The organism is Streptomyces spiramyceticus, from assembly GCF_028807635.1.
In the GTDB taxonomy this organism is placed as follows: domain Bacteria; phylum Actinomycetota; class Actinomycetes; order Streptomycetales; family Streptomycetaceae; genus Streptomyces; species Streptomyces spiramyceticus.
In genome coordinates this window covers 2,556,197-2,572,089 of sequence record NZ_JARBAX010000001.1, presented here as the reverse complement: position 1 = coordinate 2,572,089, position 15,893 = coordinate 2,556,197, and the positions used below count along the sequence as shown (strand labels likewise).

Genomic DNA, 15,893 nt, shown 5'->3' with positions numbered 1-15,893 from the left:
CGGCATTGCACCATGGGGGGCATGAGCGGGAGCCCAGCGGTAGAGGTGCAAGGAACGGTCGCGGCCGGATTCGAAGCGGTCAAGGACGCCTTCGTGCGCAACTTCGAACAGCGCGGCGAACGCGGCGCCGCCGTCGCCGTGTACCGGCACGGCCGCAAGGTCGCCGACCTGTGGGCCGGTACGCGCGACGTCGACGGCACCGAGCCGTGGGCCGTCGACACCGCACAGGTCGTGCGGTCCGCGACCAAGGGCGTCGCCGCCGCCGTGCCGCTGCTCCTGCACCAGCGCGGGCAGATCGACCTGGACGCACCTGTTGCCACGTACTGGCCGGAGTTCAAGGCGAACGGCAAGGAGCGGGCACTCGTACGGCATCTCCTCTCGCATCGCGCGGGCGTGCCTGTGCTCGACCGGCCGCTGACCCCCGCCGAGGCGGCCGACGGGATCTCCGGGCCGCTCGCCGTCGCCGACCAGGCGCCGGCGTGGGAGCCCGGCACCGATCACGGCTACCACGCGCAGACGTACAGCTGGCTGGTCGGCGAGCTCGTGAAGCGGGTGACGGGGCGGACCGTCGGGCGGTGGATCGCCGAGGAGATCGCTCGGCCGCTGGGGCTGGATTTCTGGGTCGGGCTCCCGGCCGACGAGGCGCACCGGGTGGGCCGCGTCGGTCCCGTGGAGGCGCCGCCGCTCGACGGCGGTGCGCTGCGGGTGCGGCCCAAGCGGAGCGTGAGCGAGGCGTACCGGGATCCGGCGTCGCTGACCCGGCGTGCGTTCGGTGCGATCGATCCGCTCGCGGACGAGAACGACCCGGCGTACCGCGCGGCCGAACTCCCCGCGTCCGCCGGGATATCCACCGCGCGGGCGCTGGCGCGCTGCTACGCGGCGATGATCGGGCCGGTCGACGGGCACCGGCTGTTCGCCCCGGCGACGCTCACGCTCGCGCGGACGGAGGAGTCGGCGGGCCCGGACCGCGTGCTGGTCGTCAACACCCGCTTCGGGCTGGGCTTCATGCTGCACGGCTCCGGTGCGCCGCTGCTGGCTCCGGGGTCGTTCGGGCACCCGGGCCGGGGCGGCTCGCTCGGCTTCGCCGACCCGGAGTCGGGAATCGCCTTCGGGTACGTGACGAACGGCCTCCAGAAGGGGGTCACCGCCGACCCGCGCGCCCAGGCGTTGGTCAGGGCGGTGCGGTCCGCCACCGCGTAGGGCGGCGGGGGCTTCGGGTCGCTGATGGACGCGGTGGCGCAGGGCGTGGTGCGGTGCCTTCGGGGTCGGTGCCGCGCCGGGACGTCTCCTCGGGCGCCGAACGGGCGGGGGGTCGGCTCGTGCGGCAGTGCTGTGTTCGACGCCCTGCGGGGAGCGCCCCGGCACGTCCCCTCACGCATCGCGTCAACTCGTACGCAGCATCAGGCCGATGCCGACCACCATCAGGCTCGCGGCCGCGATTCTCGGGGCACCGAAGCGTTCCTTGAAGAACAGCGCACCTATCGCCGCCCCCACGATGATCGACGACTCCCGCAGCGCGGCGATCGGCGCCAGTGGCGCGCGGGTCTGGGCCCACAGCACCAGGGCGTACGCCGAGATCGAGAGGACCGCTCCGAGCAGGCCCCGGGCGGCCAGGGGGCGCATCTGGGTGAGGAGTTCGGTGCGGCGGCGGTAGAAGGTGTACGCCGGGATGGCCAGGCCCTGCATGATCATCAGCCACGCGATGTAGCCGAGCGGGGTGCCCGACGCGCGTACACCCACACCGTCCACGACCGTGTACGCCGCGATCGCCAGGCCGGTCGCGAGCGCCGCCAGCAGGGCCGGGTACTGCGGGCGGGAGCCTCTGATGCCCCAGAGCGCGACTCCGACCAGGCCGGCGCACGCCACCGCGACGCCCGCCGTCTGCCAGCCGTCCGGGCGCTCGCCCACGAAGACCGCGGCCAGCACGGTCACCACCAGCGGCGCCGTACCGCGCGCGATCGGATACATCTGGCCGAAGTCGCCCAGCGTGAACGACCGCATGAGCAGCGCCATGTACCCGACGTGGACGATGGCCGAGGTGACCAGGTAGGGCCAGGCGGCCGGCGCGGGGAAGGGCACGAACGGTGCGACGGCCAGGCCGAGCAGGGCTCCGCCGCCGGAGATGAGCGTGAAGGAGAGCAGCTGGTCTTTTATGTGGTGCGCGATCGCGTTCCAACTCGCGTGCGTAATCGCGGCGATGAGGACAGCCGCGGCGACTGTCGGGGTCACGCCCTGTGCTCGCGTATGCCTTCGGGAGCGGTCATGGCCCGCACGCTAGCGGTAGCTGTACGGGCCATGCGACCCCGCCTGCCGTCAGCCGGCCCGCAGTACCGACGCCACGAGCGGGCCCGCCGCGTCGCCGCCGTGGCCGCCCGATTCGACGGATGCCGCGGCTGCCACGTCGTTGCTGAAGCCGGTGAACCAGCTGTTGGACTTGCCCTGGCCGGCGACCTCCGCCGAACCGGTCTTGGCGCCCCTGTCGCCGCCGACCGACGCCATCGCCTTTGCGGCCGTGCCCCAGGAGGCCGTCTGCCGCATCATGCCGACGAGTTGGCTGTGCACGGTCGGGGAGAGGGAGCGAGAGGCGGTGGCCAGCTGACGGTCGTCCAGCGAGCGCGGCACGATGACCGGCTGGTGGAAGGTGCCGGCCTTGGCGGTGGCGGTGACGGACGCCATGTTGAGGGCGTTCATCTGTACGGTGCCCTGCCCGATGTACTGGGCCGCCGCCTCGCCGCCCGTCGCCTCCGGTACCGAACCGTCGGCCGTGACGATGCCGGTCTGCCAGTCGAGGCCCAGGCCGAAGACCTCACGCGCGGTCTTCGGCAGCGCGGCGTCGTCCTTGGTGTCGTCGATGAGCTTGATGAAGGCGGTGTTGCAGGAGCGGGCGAAACTGGTGGTGAAGTTGCCGCTGGGGATGTCGAAGTGGTCCAGGTTGTGGAAGGTCCGGCCCTGGTACATCGCCGTCTTCGGGCACTCGGCCTTGCGGTCCGCCCCGGCCAGGCCCTTCTCCAGCAGCATCGCCGCCGTCACGATCTTCATCGTGGAGCCGGGTGCCTGCTTGCCGAGGACCGCCGCGTTGTAGCCGTCGGTGCGGTTGTTGGCGACGGCGAGTATCTCGCCCGTGCTCGGCTTGACCGCGGCGACCGATGCCTCGCCGTACTGCTTGACCGCCCTCTCGGCGGCCGCCTGTACGCCCGCGTCGAGCGTCGTCGGCAGCTTGCCCGGCTTGCCCTTGGTGAGGGTGAGGAGGGTCCGGGCGGGCGCTTCGCTGTCTGCCCCCTCGATCGCCAGCTCGATGCCGGGCTTGCCGCCCGCCTTCTCGCCGTACTTCTCCCGCAGCGTGTCCAGGACCGGGCCGAGCGACGGGTACTTCTCCTTCGTCAGCTCGGCGCCGTTGCGGTCGACCGCCTTGATGGGCGGCGCGGAGGCCTCGCCCGTCTTCAGCGTCTCGCCGTCCTTCAGCTCCGGGTGGACGACGGACGATTTCCAGTCGACCAGGGCCTTGCCCGTGGTCAGGCCGCGTACGACGGTCAGCTCCGACTCGTACGAGAGCGGCTTGCTCTTGTCTCCGTATGTCACCGTCGCCTCGGCTGTGAACGGCACCTTCGCACCGGCCGCCGTCCCCGGCGTCAGCCTCACCTTGCTGATGTGCGCCTCGTCGCGGTACGCGAGGAGCGCGGGCTTGGCTGCCACCGTGTTGTTGGTGAGGGCGGCCGCGGCGTCGGCCTCGCCCTTCGACCAGGCGGCGAAGAAGTCCTTCGAGGTCTGCGCGACCTCGTCCGCGCTCGGCGGCCCGGTCTTCTTCGGCGCCGAGGCGCTCTTGATCTCCGTACCGCCACCGGTCTCTTCACTCACCATGGAGTACGCGCCGTAGCCCACGCCCCCGGCCACGACCAGAAACACCCCGCCGACGACGGCGACTTTCGCTCCACTGCGCATGACGTGCAGTCCCCTCCCCAGGAGTCCCCTTGAACTGAACATGTTCAAGAAGTTGCTGTATCGCACCCTACGGGACGGCAGTGACACGCGGGGTGAGCGTTATGGGAACGGGACGGTCGCCCGCGTCACACCCACGTGTCCAGCCAGATGCGATCGCGCCACTCGTCCATCGGGAGCGTCTGGCCGGTGTAGATCGGCCAGAAGTAGATGAAGTTCCAGATGATGAGGAGTACGAGGACCCCTGAGCCGACCGCGCCGACCGCGCGGCGCCGCTCGTCCGAACCCGGTGGGCCCAGCAGTGCGCCGATCATCATCGCCACCGCCAGGCACAGGAACGGCACGAACACGACGGCGTAGAAGAGGAAGATCGTCCGCTCCTGGTAGAAGAACCAGGGCACCCAGCCGGCCGCGATCCCGCACGCGATCGCACCCGCCCGCCAGTCGCGCCGGAACGCCCATCGCCACAGCACGTACAGCACCGCGAAACACGACGCCCACCACAGGAGGGGGGTGCCGAGCGCCAGGACCTCCTGGGCGCATTCGCGGGCCTCGGTCGCCGGGCAGCCTTCCTTGCCGGGCTTCGGGGACTCGTAGAAGTACGAGACCGGGCGGCCCAGGACGATCCAGCTCCATGGGTTCGACTCGTACGTGTGACCGGACGTCAGATTGACGTGGAAGTTGTAGACCTCGGTCTCGTAGTGCCACAGGCTGCGCAGCCAGTCGGGCAGCCAGGTCCAGTTGCCGCCCTTGCCCTCGGCCTCGGCCCAGTTCCGGTAGTAGCCCTCCTTGGTGACGATCCAGCCCGTCCAGGAGGCGACATACGTCACGAAGGTGACCACGACCGTCGCGAAGAAAGCGGGGGTGACGTCCCGCTTCAGTACCGCGACGTACGGCCGCACCGCGCCCGCCGTCCGGCGCGCGCCCACGTCCCACAGGACCGTCATCAGACCGAACGCCGCCAGGATGTACAGCCCGTTCCACTTCGTGCCGAACGCCAGGCCCAGGCACACGCCCGCCGCGATCCGCCACGGCCGCCAGCCGAGGCGCAGCCGCTCCGCGACCTCGGAGTCCGGGCGCAGGACGCCCTCGTCGTCGTACGGGAGAGCCGCCGCCAGTTTTCGCCGCGCCCAGTCCCTGTCGATCAGCAGGCAGCCGAAAGCGCCGAGGACGAAGAACATCAGCACCAGGTCGAGCAGCGCCGTACGGCTCATCACGAAGTGCAGGCCGTCCACCGCCAGGAGCGCCCCCGCCAGGCAGCCCAGGAAGGTCGAGCGGAAGAGGCGGCGCCCGATCCGGCACAGCATCAGCACCGACAGCGTGCCGAGTACGAACACCATGAAGCGCCAGCCGAAGGGCGTGAACCCGAACATCGCCTCGCCGACTCCGATGACCCACTTGCCGACCGGCGGATGCACCACATAACCGGGGTCCGTCGGGACGGCCACCCCCGACGGGTCGTCGAGAACGCGCTCGTCGATGTCCTTGGGCCACTGGCCCTCGTACCCCTGGTTGATGAGCGCCCAGGCGTCCTTCGCGTAATACGTCTCGTCGAATATCACCGCCTCGGGCTCGCCCAGATGCCAGAAGCGCAGCAGCCCGGCGACGAGCGCGATCAGCAGCGGACCGCCCCAGGCCGCCCACCGCACCAGGTGCCCGGCCAGTACCGGCGGCACTCCGAGCACTCTCCACAGATGGGTGCCCGGCTTGCTGTACGGCGGCACGAGCCGCCCGTGCAGACCGATGACCGGCCTGGGCACGTAGCCGAATCGACGCAGCCGTTGCTGCCACGACGGCGGCTGCTCCCCGGGGGCCCTGCCCTGCTGGGCTTCTGACGCAGTACTGGTCACCGCGCCATCGTAGGGAACGCTTCTGTGCACGTCGTCCGTCCGCCCTGGGAGGATGGCTCTTGTGACTGGAACGACTGGAACGACTGGAACGACCGGAACGCTCGTACTCGCGGGGACCCCCATCGGCGATGTCGCCGACGCACCCCCCCGCCTCGCCTCGGAACTGGAGAGGGCCGACGTCGTCGCCGCCGAGGACACCCGGCGGCTGCGCCGCCTGACGCAGGCGCTCGGGGTGCAGACGACGGGGCGTGTCGTGTCGTACTTCGAGGGCAACGAGTCCGCCCGTACGCCGGAACTGGTGGAGGCGCTGGAGGGCGGCGCCCGGGTGCTGCTGGTCACCGATGCGGGGATGCCGTCGGTCTCCGACCCCGGCTACCGGCTGGTCGCCGCCGCCGTCGAGAAGGACATCAAGGTCACCGCCGTGCCGGGCCCCTCGGCCGTACTGACCGCACTCGCCCTGTCCGGCCTGCCCGTCGACCGCTTCTGCTTCGAGGGCTTCCTGCCGCGCAAGGCGGGCGAGCGGCTCGGCAAGCTCCGTGAGGTCGCCGACGAGCGCAGGACGCTGGTGTTCTTCGAGGCCCCGCACCGCCTCGACGACACCCTCGCCGCCATGGCCGAGGTCTTCGGCGACGAGCGGCGCGCGGCGGTCTGCCGTGAGCTGACCAAGACGTACGAAGAGGTGAAGCGCGGCCCGCTGAAGGCGCTCGCCGAATGGGCCGCCGAGGGCGTACGGGGAGAAATCACCGTCGTCGTCGAAGGAGCCCCGGAAGCCGGGCCGCAGAATCTCGACCCGGCGGAACTGGTGCGCAGGGTGCAGGTGCGCGAGGAGGCGGGGGAGCGGCGCAAGGAGGCCATCGCGGCGGTCGCCGCGGAGGCGGGCCTGCCCAAGCGCGAGGTGTTCGATGCCGTCGTGGCGGCAAAGAATGCGGCACGGACGGGCTCCGCGGGCGGTAAAGGACTATCGTAAAAAGTCAAAGTACTGAGCGTGCACCGGGCCTTTCTCCATGGAAAGGCCAAGACCGTTCCATAACTCGACAGGACCCGATGCGCTCCCGCCGTAAAAGGCGTCCACTGGACCAGTGGAAAGGAGCTGGCATGAGCGAGATCGCTGACACCGCCGGCACAGGAACCACCGCTCACGAGGCTTACGCCTTTGCCTGTATGCGGTGCGGGCACGGCTGGGAGCAGGATTACGAGATCCACCACCACGTCGACGGCGCGGGCCACGAATACGTGGTCTACACGGCCGACGGGGAACGGGTCCCCTCGCCGCTGTCCAAGCCGAAGTGCGCGAACTGTGGTTATCACGTCGTGCGGATCATGCGGCCGGGGAAGATCCAGTCGATCCGGGACATGGTGCGGGCGGCCGTGGTGGACGCTCCGCTGGCGGGACCCCTCGTGGGGCCCGCGGGACCGGCCGAAGAACCCCCGGGGCCGGTACGCATTCAGCACCACTGGCACCTCTCGGATCTGCTGCATCCCTTCCAGCACCGCAAGTAAGGGACGGGTCGCGGTTTTCGTACGATCGTGACCATGAGCCCCAAAGACGCACCTCCACCGCTGCCCGAGCCGCTCCGGGCGGCGGTCGCCGATTCGCACACCCATCTGGACATGCAGGACGGCACGGTCGACGAGGCCCTGACGAAGGCCGCGGCGGTCGGAGTCACCGCCGTCGTCCAGGTGGGCTGCGACGTCAAGGGCTCCCGCTGGGCGGCCGAGACGGCGGCGGCGTACGACAACGTGCACGCCGCTGTTGCTCTGCACCCCAATGAGGCTCCGCGCATCGTCCTCGGCGACCCTGGGGGCACCTCCCAGCCTCCTGGGGCTGGGGGAGGGGGGTCGCGGCAGGGCGGGCGGCCCGCGGGCGGGGACGCCGCGCTCGACGAGGCGCTCACCGAGATCGACAGGCTGGCCGCGCTGCCGTACGTGCGGGGCGTCGGCGAGACCGGGCTCGACTACTTCCGTACGGGGCCCGACGGCATGGCAGCCCAGGAGCGGTCCTTCCGCGCCCACATCGAAATCGCCAAGCGGCACGGCAAGGCGCTCGTCATCCACGATCGCGAGGCGCACGATGATGTGCTGCGCGTCCTCGACGAGGAAGGCGCACCCGAGCGCACCGTCTTCCACTGCTACTCCGGCGACGCCGCGATGGCCGAAATCTGCGCCCGCAAGGGCTACTTCATGTCCTTCGCCGGAAACGTGACCTTCAAGAACGCCCAGCCGCTGCGGGACGCGCTCGCCGTCGCGCCGCTCGATCTCGTACTCGTCGAGACCGATGCTCCCTTCCTGACCCCCGCTCCGTACCGCGGACGGCCTAACGCTCCGTATCTCATTCCGGTCACGGTGCGCGCGATGGCGGCGGTGCGGGGCATCGGGGAGGACGTCCTGGCGGCGGCGCTCGCTGTGAATACGGCACGCGCGTTCGATTACTGAGTCCGGTACCGAGTCCGGCGGAAGGCGACTTCGCGACACTGCGTAGCCGAGTTGCTTTGGAGAGTGACCAAGGCTCCGCTAGTGTCCCGGCCCGCAGCGTCATCAAGAGTGGAGCGGACCGGACCTCTGGAGCGTCGTGAGCAATTCGCAGGGCAGTCACCGCAAGGTGCGGGGAGGCGGCGGCCATGGCCTGGCGGCCGGGACGGCGGAGCCAGTCGAGTACGGCGAGTATGGCGAGTACGGCCACGGCGAGTACGGGGAGTACAGGGGGTACGGGGGGTACGACGGGTGCGTGGAATGCGCCGAGGAGGCTGCGTACGCCGCGTATGCCGCGTATGCCGGTTACGGGCGCGAACGCGGCGGGTACGCGCCACAGCCGCCGTCCACGTACGACACGTATGCGCCGGCGTACGAGCTCAAGGAGCCGCTGCTGCCCCGCCAGAGCGCCCGTCCCGCGCCGGTGGTCGAAGGCGGCGGGGGCAGGGCCGAGGCGCGGCGGGCCGCCAGGCGCCGCAAGGACGCCGAGCGGCCCGACACGCTGCGCCGGCTCGTCCCGCAGGCGCTGGTGGTCGCGTTCCTGGCGGGCGGTACGTCGGCGTTCGTCGCCAGTGACAAGGCGGTAAAGCTCAGCGTCGACGGCGTACCCAGCACCATGCACACGTTCGCCGACGACGTCACCGAGCTCCTTGAGGACCAGGGCGTCGAGCTGGGGGCGCACGACGTGGTCGCGCCCGCCCCCGGCGCGGAACTGGCCAGCGGTGACGAGGTCGTCGTCCGTTACGGCCGCCCCGTGGCGCTGACCCTGGACGGGCAGCGGCGCCGGGTGTGGACCACCGCCCGTACGGTCGACGGCGCACTGCGCCAGCTCGGGGTGCGCGTGGAGGGCGCGTACCTCTCCGTTTCGCGCTCCTCCGAAATCGGGCGCAGCGGCCTCGCACTGGACGTCCGTACCGAGCGGGCCGTGACCTTCATGGCCGACGGGCGCGAGCGCACCATCCGTACGAACGTCGCGACCGTGGGGGAGGCGCTGGCCGAGGCGGGCATCAGCCTGCGCGGCGAGGACACCACCTCCGTGCCGGCCGACAGCTTCCCGCGCGACGGTCAGATGGTCACCGTGATGCGGATCAAGGGCTCGAAGGAGGTGCGGGAGGAACCGATCCCGTTCGAGATCGAGCGGACGGAGGACGCGTCGCTCTTCAAGGGCACCGAAGTCGTCGTACAGGCGGGCGCACAGGGGTCGAGGCGGGTCACGTACGCGCTGCGGACCGTCAACGGCGTCAAGCAGCGCCCGAGGAAGATCGCCGAGCACGTCGCGCGGGAGCCGGTCACCCGGCGCGTGAAGGTTGGCACGAAGCCGATGCCGACGTCGGTGGAGGGCGCGGAGGGGCTGAACTGGGGAGGGCTCGCCCAGTGCGAGTCGGGCGGCCGCCCCGGCGCGGTCGACCCGACGGGCAACTACGGCGGCCTGTACCAGTTCGACGCCCAGACCTGGCAGTCGCTCGGCGGCAGCGGGCGCCCGCAGGAGGCGAGCGCGAGCGAGCAGACGTACCGGGCGAAGAAGCTGTACGTGCAGCGGGGAGCCAGCCCGTGGCCGCACTGCGGCGGGAGGCTGCGAGGCTGAGGGAGGGGCGGGGGCGTGGTGGACGCGGGTGCGGGGTGCGGTGCCTTCGGGGGCGGTGCCGTGCTGGGGCGGGGCGGGGTGCGGTGCGGTGCGGTGCCTTCGGGTCGGTGCCGTTCCGGGGCGTCTCCTCGGGTGCCGAACGGGCGGGGGGTCGCATGTGTACGCCGCCCACGCTGTGTTCGACGCCCTGCGGGGAGCGCCCCTGCACGTCCCCTCCGGCAGCTCGGTGCGCGCCGCGGCGTGGGGCCCGTCGGCGTGCGTTCCCACGGGCACTCGGGCGTGGGCAGCGTGGTGCGGTGCGTTCGGGTCGGTGCCGTTCCGGGGCGTCTCCTCGGGTGTCGAACGGGCGGGGGGTCGCATGTGTACGCCGCCCACGCTGTGTTCGACGCCCTGCGGGGAGCGCCCCTGCACGTCCCCTCCCGCACCTCGGCGGGCGAGACCGGGGGACCGCGTCCGGGTGGGCGAGGTGGGTGCCGGGGGCCTTTACGCTTGAGCGGTGAGCACCACTGAGCCTTCTGAGACGCCTCCCGAGCCGCCCCTGCACGACCTGCTGGGTCCCGCCGACATCCGGGAACTCGCGGCGGCGCTCGGCGTACGCCCGACCAAGCAGCGCGGCCAGAACTTCGTCATCGACGCCAACACGGTCCGCCGGATCGTACGGACGGCCGGGGTGCGGCCGGACGACGTCGTCGTCGAGGTCGGTCCCGGCCTGGGCTCACTGACGCTCGCGCTGCTGGAGACCGCGGACCGTGTCGTCGCCGTCGAGATCGACGACGTACTGGCGGGCGCACTGCCCTCGACGATCGCCGCACGGATGCCCGCACGGGCCGACCGCTTCGCGCTCGTCCACTCCGACGCGATGCACGTCACGGAGCTCCCGGGCCCGCCCCCCACGGCGCTGGTCGCGAACCTCCCGTACAACGTCGCCGTCCCCGTCCTGCTCACCATGCTGGAGCGCTTCCCGACCATCGAGCGGACGCTGGTCATGGTCCAGGCGGAGGTCGCGGACCGGCTCGCCGCCAGGCCGGGCAACAAGGTGTACGGAGTGCCTTCCGTGAAGGCGAACTGGTACGCCGAGGTCAAGCGGGCGGGGTCGATCGGCCGGAACGTCTTCTGGCCCGCCCCGAACGTCGACTCCGGCCTCGTCTCCCTGGTCCGCCGCACCGAACCGATCAAGACCACGGCGACCAAGGCGGAGGTCTTCGCGGTGGTCGACGCGGCGTTCGCGCAGCGGCGCAAAACGCTGCGCGCGGCGCTGTCGGGATGGGCGGGTTCGGCGCCGGCGGCGGAGGCGGCACTGGTCGCGGCGGGCGTTTCGCCCCAGGCGCGCGGCGAATCGCTGACGGTGGAGGAGTTCGCCCGTATCGCGGAGAACAAGGGGGCGGGCGCATGACGGAGACCACGGGCACCACGGTCACGGTGCGGGTTCCGGCGAAGGTCAACGTCCAGCTGGCGGTGGGCGGCGCGCGCCCCGACGGCTTCCACGACCTGGCGAACGTCTTCCTGGCGGTCGGCCTCTACGACGAGGTCACGGTCACGCCCTCCGACGCGCTGCGCATCACGTGCTCCGGCCCGGACGCGGACCAGGTCCCCCTGGACCGTACGAACCTGGCGGCGCGGGCAGCGATCGCCCTCGCCGAACGCCACGGCCTCTCGCCCGACGTGCACATCCACATCACCAAGGACATCCCGGTGGCGGGGGGCATGGCGGGCGGCAGCGCGGACGGCGCGGGAGCGCTGCTGGCGTGCGACACGCTGTGGGGCACGAATACGCCTCGCTCGGAGCTGCTTGCCATGTGCGCGGAGCTGGGCAGTGACGTTCCGTTCAGCCTGGTGGGCGGGGCGGCGCTGGGCACGGGGCGGGGCGAACAGCTCACCGTCCTCCCCGTCGGCGGCGCCTTCCACTGGGTGTTCGCGGTGGCGGACGGCGGGCTGTCGACCCCGGCGGTGTACGGCGAGTTCGACCGCCTGACGGCGGGCACCGAAGTCCCGCCCCCGGCGGCGTCCCCGGCTCTCCTGGACGCCTTGCGCACCGGCGACCCGACGGCCCTGGCAGACGCCCTGGTCAACGACCTCCAGCCCGCAGCGCTCTCCCTGCGCCCTTCCCTGTCCGCCACCCTGGCAGCAGGCACGGCTGCGGGAGCCCTGGCAGCCCTTGTCTCGGGCTCGGGCCCGACGACGGCATTCCTGACGAAGGACGCGGACACGGCGGAGTCGGTGGCCGCAGCCCTGCTGTCCTCGGGCACGTGCCGCACGGCCCGGGTGGCGGGGTCCCCGGCGCCGGGCGCGACGGTGATCGAGGCGGGGTAAGGGGCGCGACGCGCGACGAGCCTGCCGGGACGAGCCCGCCGGGACCAGTCCGCCGGGACCGGCCCTCCGGGCGGCGGCCGCCGACGCCGGTCGGCCGTCCACCGGAGACCTGTAGCTCCCCCTCAACGGGTGGGCGGGGTGGGGCAGGCCCGGCGCGCAGCGCCGGGGGAGCACCCACCGGGCCGCACCCGCCCACGGCGTCCCGCCGCCCACCGGGAGCGCGCCCGCTTCGCCTGACGTACTCAGCCGGAAAATGAGTACCGCAGCGCTGCCGGGCGACGCCGCGTCGGCGAGAACGTACGCGCATGGGAAACAGCGTTCGCGAGCTCGCCGACCAGACGCCCGCCGGGCGCGACCGGTACACAGACCTCCTCCGCGTCGCCTCACTCGGCACCGTCGTCGCCGGCCACTGGCTCATGGCCGCCGTCACCGCCGACGGCAACGTCGGCAATCTCCTCGCCGTCGTGCCCGAGCTCCAGCTCATCACCTGGGCCTTGCAGGTCATGCCCGTCTTCTTCTTCGTCGGTGGCTTCTCGCACGCCCTGTCCTACCGCTCCCTGCGCCGCAAGCACCCCGCAGGGACTTCGGTGTATTCCCTCTTCCTCCGCGCCCGCCTCCAGCGCCTCCTGCGCCCCACCATGGCCTTCATCCTCCTCTGGGGCGCCGCCGCACTCGCGCTCCAACTGCTCGGGAGCGGAAGCGGTTTGACCGGGGTCGCGCTACGGCTCGTCGCGCAGCCGCTCTGGTTCATCGGGATCTACCTCGCCATGGTGGCGTTCACCCCGCCGCTGCTGAAGCTCCACGAGAGGTACGGATGGGGCGCCTTCGTGGCGCTGGCCGGCGCCGCCGCCACCGTCGACGTCCTGCGCTTCGCGCTCGACGTGCCCTACGTCGAGTTCCTCAACTTCGCCTTCGTCTGGCTCGCCGTGCACCAGCTCGGCTTCCTGCGCGCCGACGGCCGCATCCGGATGCCCTCGGCCCTCGCGCTGACCGGCCTGGCCGGCGCCGCGGCCCTGGTCGCCTTCGGGCCGTACCCGCTGAGCATGGTCGGGATGCCCGGCGAGAAGGTCAGCAACATGGCCCCGCCCACCCTCGCGCTCCTCGCGCACGGCCTCTGGCTGGTCGGCGCTGTAGAGCTGCTGCGCGCCCCCGGCGCACGCCTCGTCGCGCGCCCCCGCGCCTGGCGTGCGGTCGTCGCCGCCAACGGGGTCGCGATGACCGCGTTCCTCTGGCACCTCACCGCGATGCTCGGTGTGTACGGCGCCATGCTCGCCCTGGACGTGCCCCTGCCCGTACCGGCGAGCGCCGCCTGGTGGGCGCAGGTGCCGCTCCGGTTCGCCGCTGCAGCTGCTCTCACCGCGCTCTTCGTGGCGGCCTTCCGGACCTTCGAGCGCCCGAAGCCCATCACCCCCGCACAGGCCCTCGCCCCACGGCCGGGCCGCCTGGCGGGGCCGGCCGCCGCCATCGGCATCACGCTCTGCCTCCTCGGCATACTCGGCCTCTCGATGGTCGGCTTCGGCGACCTCCTCGAAGGGCGTACGGCGATGCTCATAGCCGTACGTATCAGTGCCCCCGCCGCAGTCCTGATGGCCCTGGCGGGCTGGCTCCTCGTCGAGACCGCGGGCCGGGGCCCCGCACGGCTCCGGGCCCGTACCCCGGCCCTCTGACGACCGGGTCGTCGGCAGGGGGCGGAGGGCGACTACGCTGGAGCGTCTATCCCTTTCCCGTCCCTGGAGCGCGCACCAATGGCCGTCAACCTGGTCAATGTCGAGGCAGTCAGCAAGGTGTACGGAACCCGTGCCCTGCTCGACGGCGTGTCCCTCGGCGTCTCCGAGGGGGACCGCATCGGTGTCGTCGGCCGCAACGGAGACGGCAAGACGACCCTCATCCGGATGCTCGCCAAGCTGGAGGAACCCGACTCGGGCCGGGTCACCCAGAGCGGCGGCCTGCGCCTCGGTGTGCTCACCCAGCACGACTCCCTCGACCCCGCGGCCACCGTCCGGCACGAGGTCATCGGCGACATGGCCGACCACGAGTGGGCGGGCAACGCCAAGATCCGCGACGTACTGACCGGGCTCTTCGGCGACCTGCATCTGCCGGGCTTCGAACAGGGCCTCGACACGGTCGTCGGACCGCTCTCCGGCGGTGAGCGCCGCCGGATCGCGCTCGCCAAGCTGCTCATCGCCGAGCAGGACCTGATCGTCCTCGACGAGCCCACCAACCACCTCGACGTGGAGGGCATCGCCTGGCTGGCGAAGCACCTGCAGGCCCGCCGCTCGGCGCTCGTCTGCGTCACCCACGACCGGTGGTTCCTCGACCAGGTCTGTACGCGGATGTGGGACGTCCAGCGCGGTGCGGTGCACGATTACGAGGGCGGATACAGCGACTACGTCTTCGCGCGCGCCGAGCGCGAGCGCATCGCGGCGACGGAGGAGTCCAAGCGGCAGAACCTGGTGCGCAAGGAGCTGGCCTGGCTGCGGCGCGGCGCCCCCGCCCGTACCTCCAAGCCGCGCTACCGCATCGAGGCCGCCAACGAGCTGATCGCCGACGTGCCGCCGCCGCGCGACACCTCCGAGCTGATGAAGTTCGCCAACGCCCGGCTCGGCAAGACCGTCTTCGACCTGGAGGACGTGACTGTCCAGGCCGGGCCGAAGGTGCTGCTGAAGCATCTGACCTGGCAGCTCGGCCCCGGCGACCGCGTCGGTCTGGTCGGCGTGAACGGCGCAGGCAAGACCTCGCTGCTGCGGGCGCTGGCCGAGGCGGCCCGTACGCAGGGCGACGCCCAGCCCGCCGGCGGCAAGGTCGTCGTCGGCAAGACCGTCAAGCTCGCGTACCTCTCCCAGGAGGTCGGTGAACTCGACCCGAATCTGCGGGTGCTTGAGGCCGTTCAGCGCGTACGTGACCGCGTGGACCTGGGCAGGGGCCGCGAGATGACGGCGGGCCAGCTGTGCGAGCAGTTCGGGTTCACCAAGGAGAAGCAGTGGACGCCGGTCGGCGACCTGTCCGGTGGCGAGCGGCGGCGGCTGCAGATCCTGCGGCTGCTGATGGACGAGCCGAATGTGCTGTTCCTCGACGAGCCGACCAACGACCTCGACATCGAGACGCTCACGCAGCTGGAGGACCTGCTGGACGGGTGGCCCGGCTCGATGGTCGTCATCTCGCACGACCGGTTCTTCATCGAGCGTACGACCGACAAGGTGTACGCCCTGCTGGGCGACTTCACGCTGCGGAACCTGCCGCGCGGACTCGACGAGTACCTGGAGCGCAGGCAGCGGATGATCGAGGCCGCGGTCCCGGCTCCCGCCGCCGCCCCGGTCAAGAAGAAGGCGTCGGGAGACACCCGCGCCGCCCAGAAGGAAATGCAGAAGATCGAGCGCCAACTCGGAAAAATCTCCGAGAAGGAGGCGAAGCTGCACACCCAAATCGCCGACAACGCCACGGACTTCGAGAAGGTCGCTCTCCTCGATGCCGAACTGCGCGAACTCGCCGGTACGCGCGATGAGCTGGAGACGCGCTGGATGGAGCTCGCGGAAGACGCGTAGCAATGCGCCAAGTCGAATAACGAGCGCATCACAGGCCGGTCCTCCCTTGGGAACAGGGGCGGACCGGCCCCTCGTTCGAAGGGGCTCAAGTGATAGAAAGAAGCCCCGCTCGACTGACGTAGATCTGCGGGGCTCAAGCCCGATTCGCTCCTTTCTGGGGGGATTACGCCGCCGGAATTGCGGGGGAGACCGAACGGGCGG

12 protein-coding genes are annotated in these 15,893 nt (G+C 71.5%); 9 read left to right on the top strand and 3 right to left on the bottom strand.

Going from position 1 to position 15,893, the window contains the following annotated elements:
• Positions 1-21: 21 nt before the first annotated feature.
• Entirely contained in the window at positions 22-1,200 is a 1,179-nt protein-coding gene (locus tag PXH83_RS11475; RefSeq protein WP_274559485.1) for a serine hydrolase domain-containing protein, read from the top strand.
• Between the two features lie 183 nt (positions 1,201-1,383).
• Here the strand turns inward: PXH83_RS11475 and PXH83_RS11470 are convergent, their stop codons facing one another.
• The 3 genes from PXH83_RS11470 to PXH83_RS11460 form a co-directional block, all read right to left on the bottom strand.
• Positions 1,384-2,229, bottom strand: a complete 846-nt coding sequence (locus tag PXH83_RS11470) for a DMT family transporter (RefSeq protein WP_274559482.1) — start codon at positions 2,227-2,229, stop codon at positions 1,384-1,386.
• Between the two features lie 84 nt (positions 2,230-2,313).
• On the bottom strand, positions 2,314-3,939 hold the full coding sequence (locus PXH83_RS11465) for a penicillin-binding transpeptidase domain-containing protein (protein ID WP_274559479.1): 1,626 nt from the start codon (positions 3,937-3,939) through the stop codon (positions 2,314-2,316).
• A gap of 125 nt (positions 3,940-4,064) precedes the next feature.
• The gene (locus PXH83_RS11460) at positions 4,065-5,786 is read right to left on the bottom strand and encodes a dolichyl-phosphate-mannose--protein mannosyltransferase (RefSeq protein WP_274559476.1); all 1,722 of its coding nucleotides are present in this window, start codon (positions 5,784-5,786) and stop codon (positions 4,065-4,067) included.
• A gap of 61 nt (positions 5,787-5,847) precedes the next feature.
• On the opposite strand from PXH83_RS11460, the gene rsmI reads away from it, so the two are divergent.
• The 8 genes from rsmI to PXH83_RS11420 all read left to right on the top strand — a co-directional run bounded on the left by rsmI (position 5,848) and on the right by PXH83_RS11420 (position 15,692).
• Positions 5,848-6,753, top strand: coding sequence for a 16S rRNA (cytidine(1402)-2'-O)-methyltransferase (gene rsmI, locus PXH83_RS11455; protein ID WP_274559474.1), 906 nt, complete (start codon positions 5,848-5,850; stop codon positions 6,751-6,753).
• A 128-nt stretch (positions 6,754-6,881) separates the two neighbouring features.
• On the top strand, positions 6,882-7,286 hold the full coding sequence (locus PXH83_RS11450) for a hypothetical protein (RefSeq protein ID WP_274559472.1): 405 nt from the start codon (positions 6,882-6,884) through the stop codon (positions 7,284-7,286).
• Between the two features lie 33 nt (positions 7,287-7,319).
• Entirely contained in the window at positions 7,320-8,219 is a 900-nt protein-coding gene (locus tag PXH83_RS11445) for a TatD family hydrolase (protein WP_274559470.1), read from the top strand.
• A 136-nt stretch (positions 8,220-8,355) separates the two neighbouring features.
• Positions 8,356-9,840: a ubiquitin-like domain-containing protein gene (locus tag PXH83_RS11440; RefSeq protein WP_420803149.1), complete on the top strand. Its 1,485-nt coding sequence runs from the start codon at positions 8,356-8,358 to the stop codon at positions 9,838-9,840.
• 496 nt (positions 9,841-10,336) lie between these two features.
• Positions 10,337-11,233: a 16S rRNA (adenine(1518)-N(6)/adenine(1519)-N(6))-dimethyltransferase RsmA gene (gene rsmA / locus PXH83_RS11435; protein ID WP_274559468.1), complete on the top strand. Its 897-nt coding sequence runs from the start codon at positions 10,337-10,339 to the stop codon at positions 11,231-11,233.
• Entirely contained in the window at positions 11,230-12,150 is a 921-nt protein-coding gene (locus PXH83_RS11430; RefSeq protein WP_274559466.1) for a 4-(cytidine 5'-diphospho)-2-C-methyl-D-erythritol kinase, read from the top strand. The genes rsmA and PXH83_RS11430 overlap by 4 nt, the downstream gene beginning before the upstream one ends.
• A gap of 305 nt (positions 12,151-12,455) precedes the next feature.
• Positions 12,456-13,817: an acyltransferase family protein gene (locus PXH83_RS11425; RefSeq protein WP_274559464.1), complete on the top strand. Its 1,362-nt coding sequence runs from the start codon at positions 12,456-12,458 to the stop codon at positions 13,815-13,817.
• Between the two features lie 78 nt (positions 13,818-13,895).
• Positions 13,896-15,692 (top strand): ABC-F family ATP-binding cassette domain-containing protein, encoded by a 1,797-nt coding sequence (locus PXH83_RS11420; RefSeq protein ID WP_274559462.1) that lies wholly within the window; start codon positions 13,896-13,898, stop codon positions 15,690-15,692.
• Positions 15,693-15,893 lie beyond the last annotated feature (201 nt).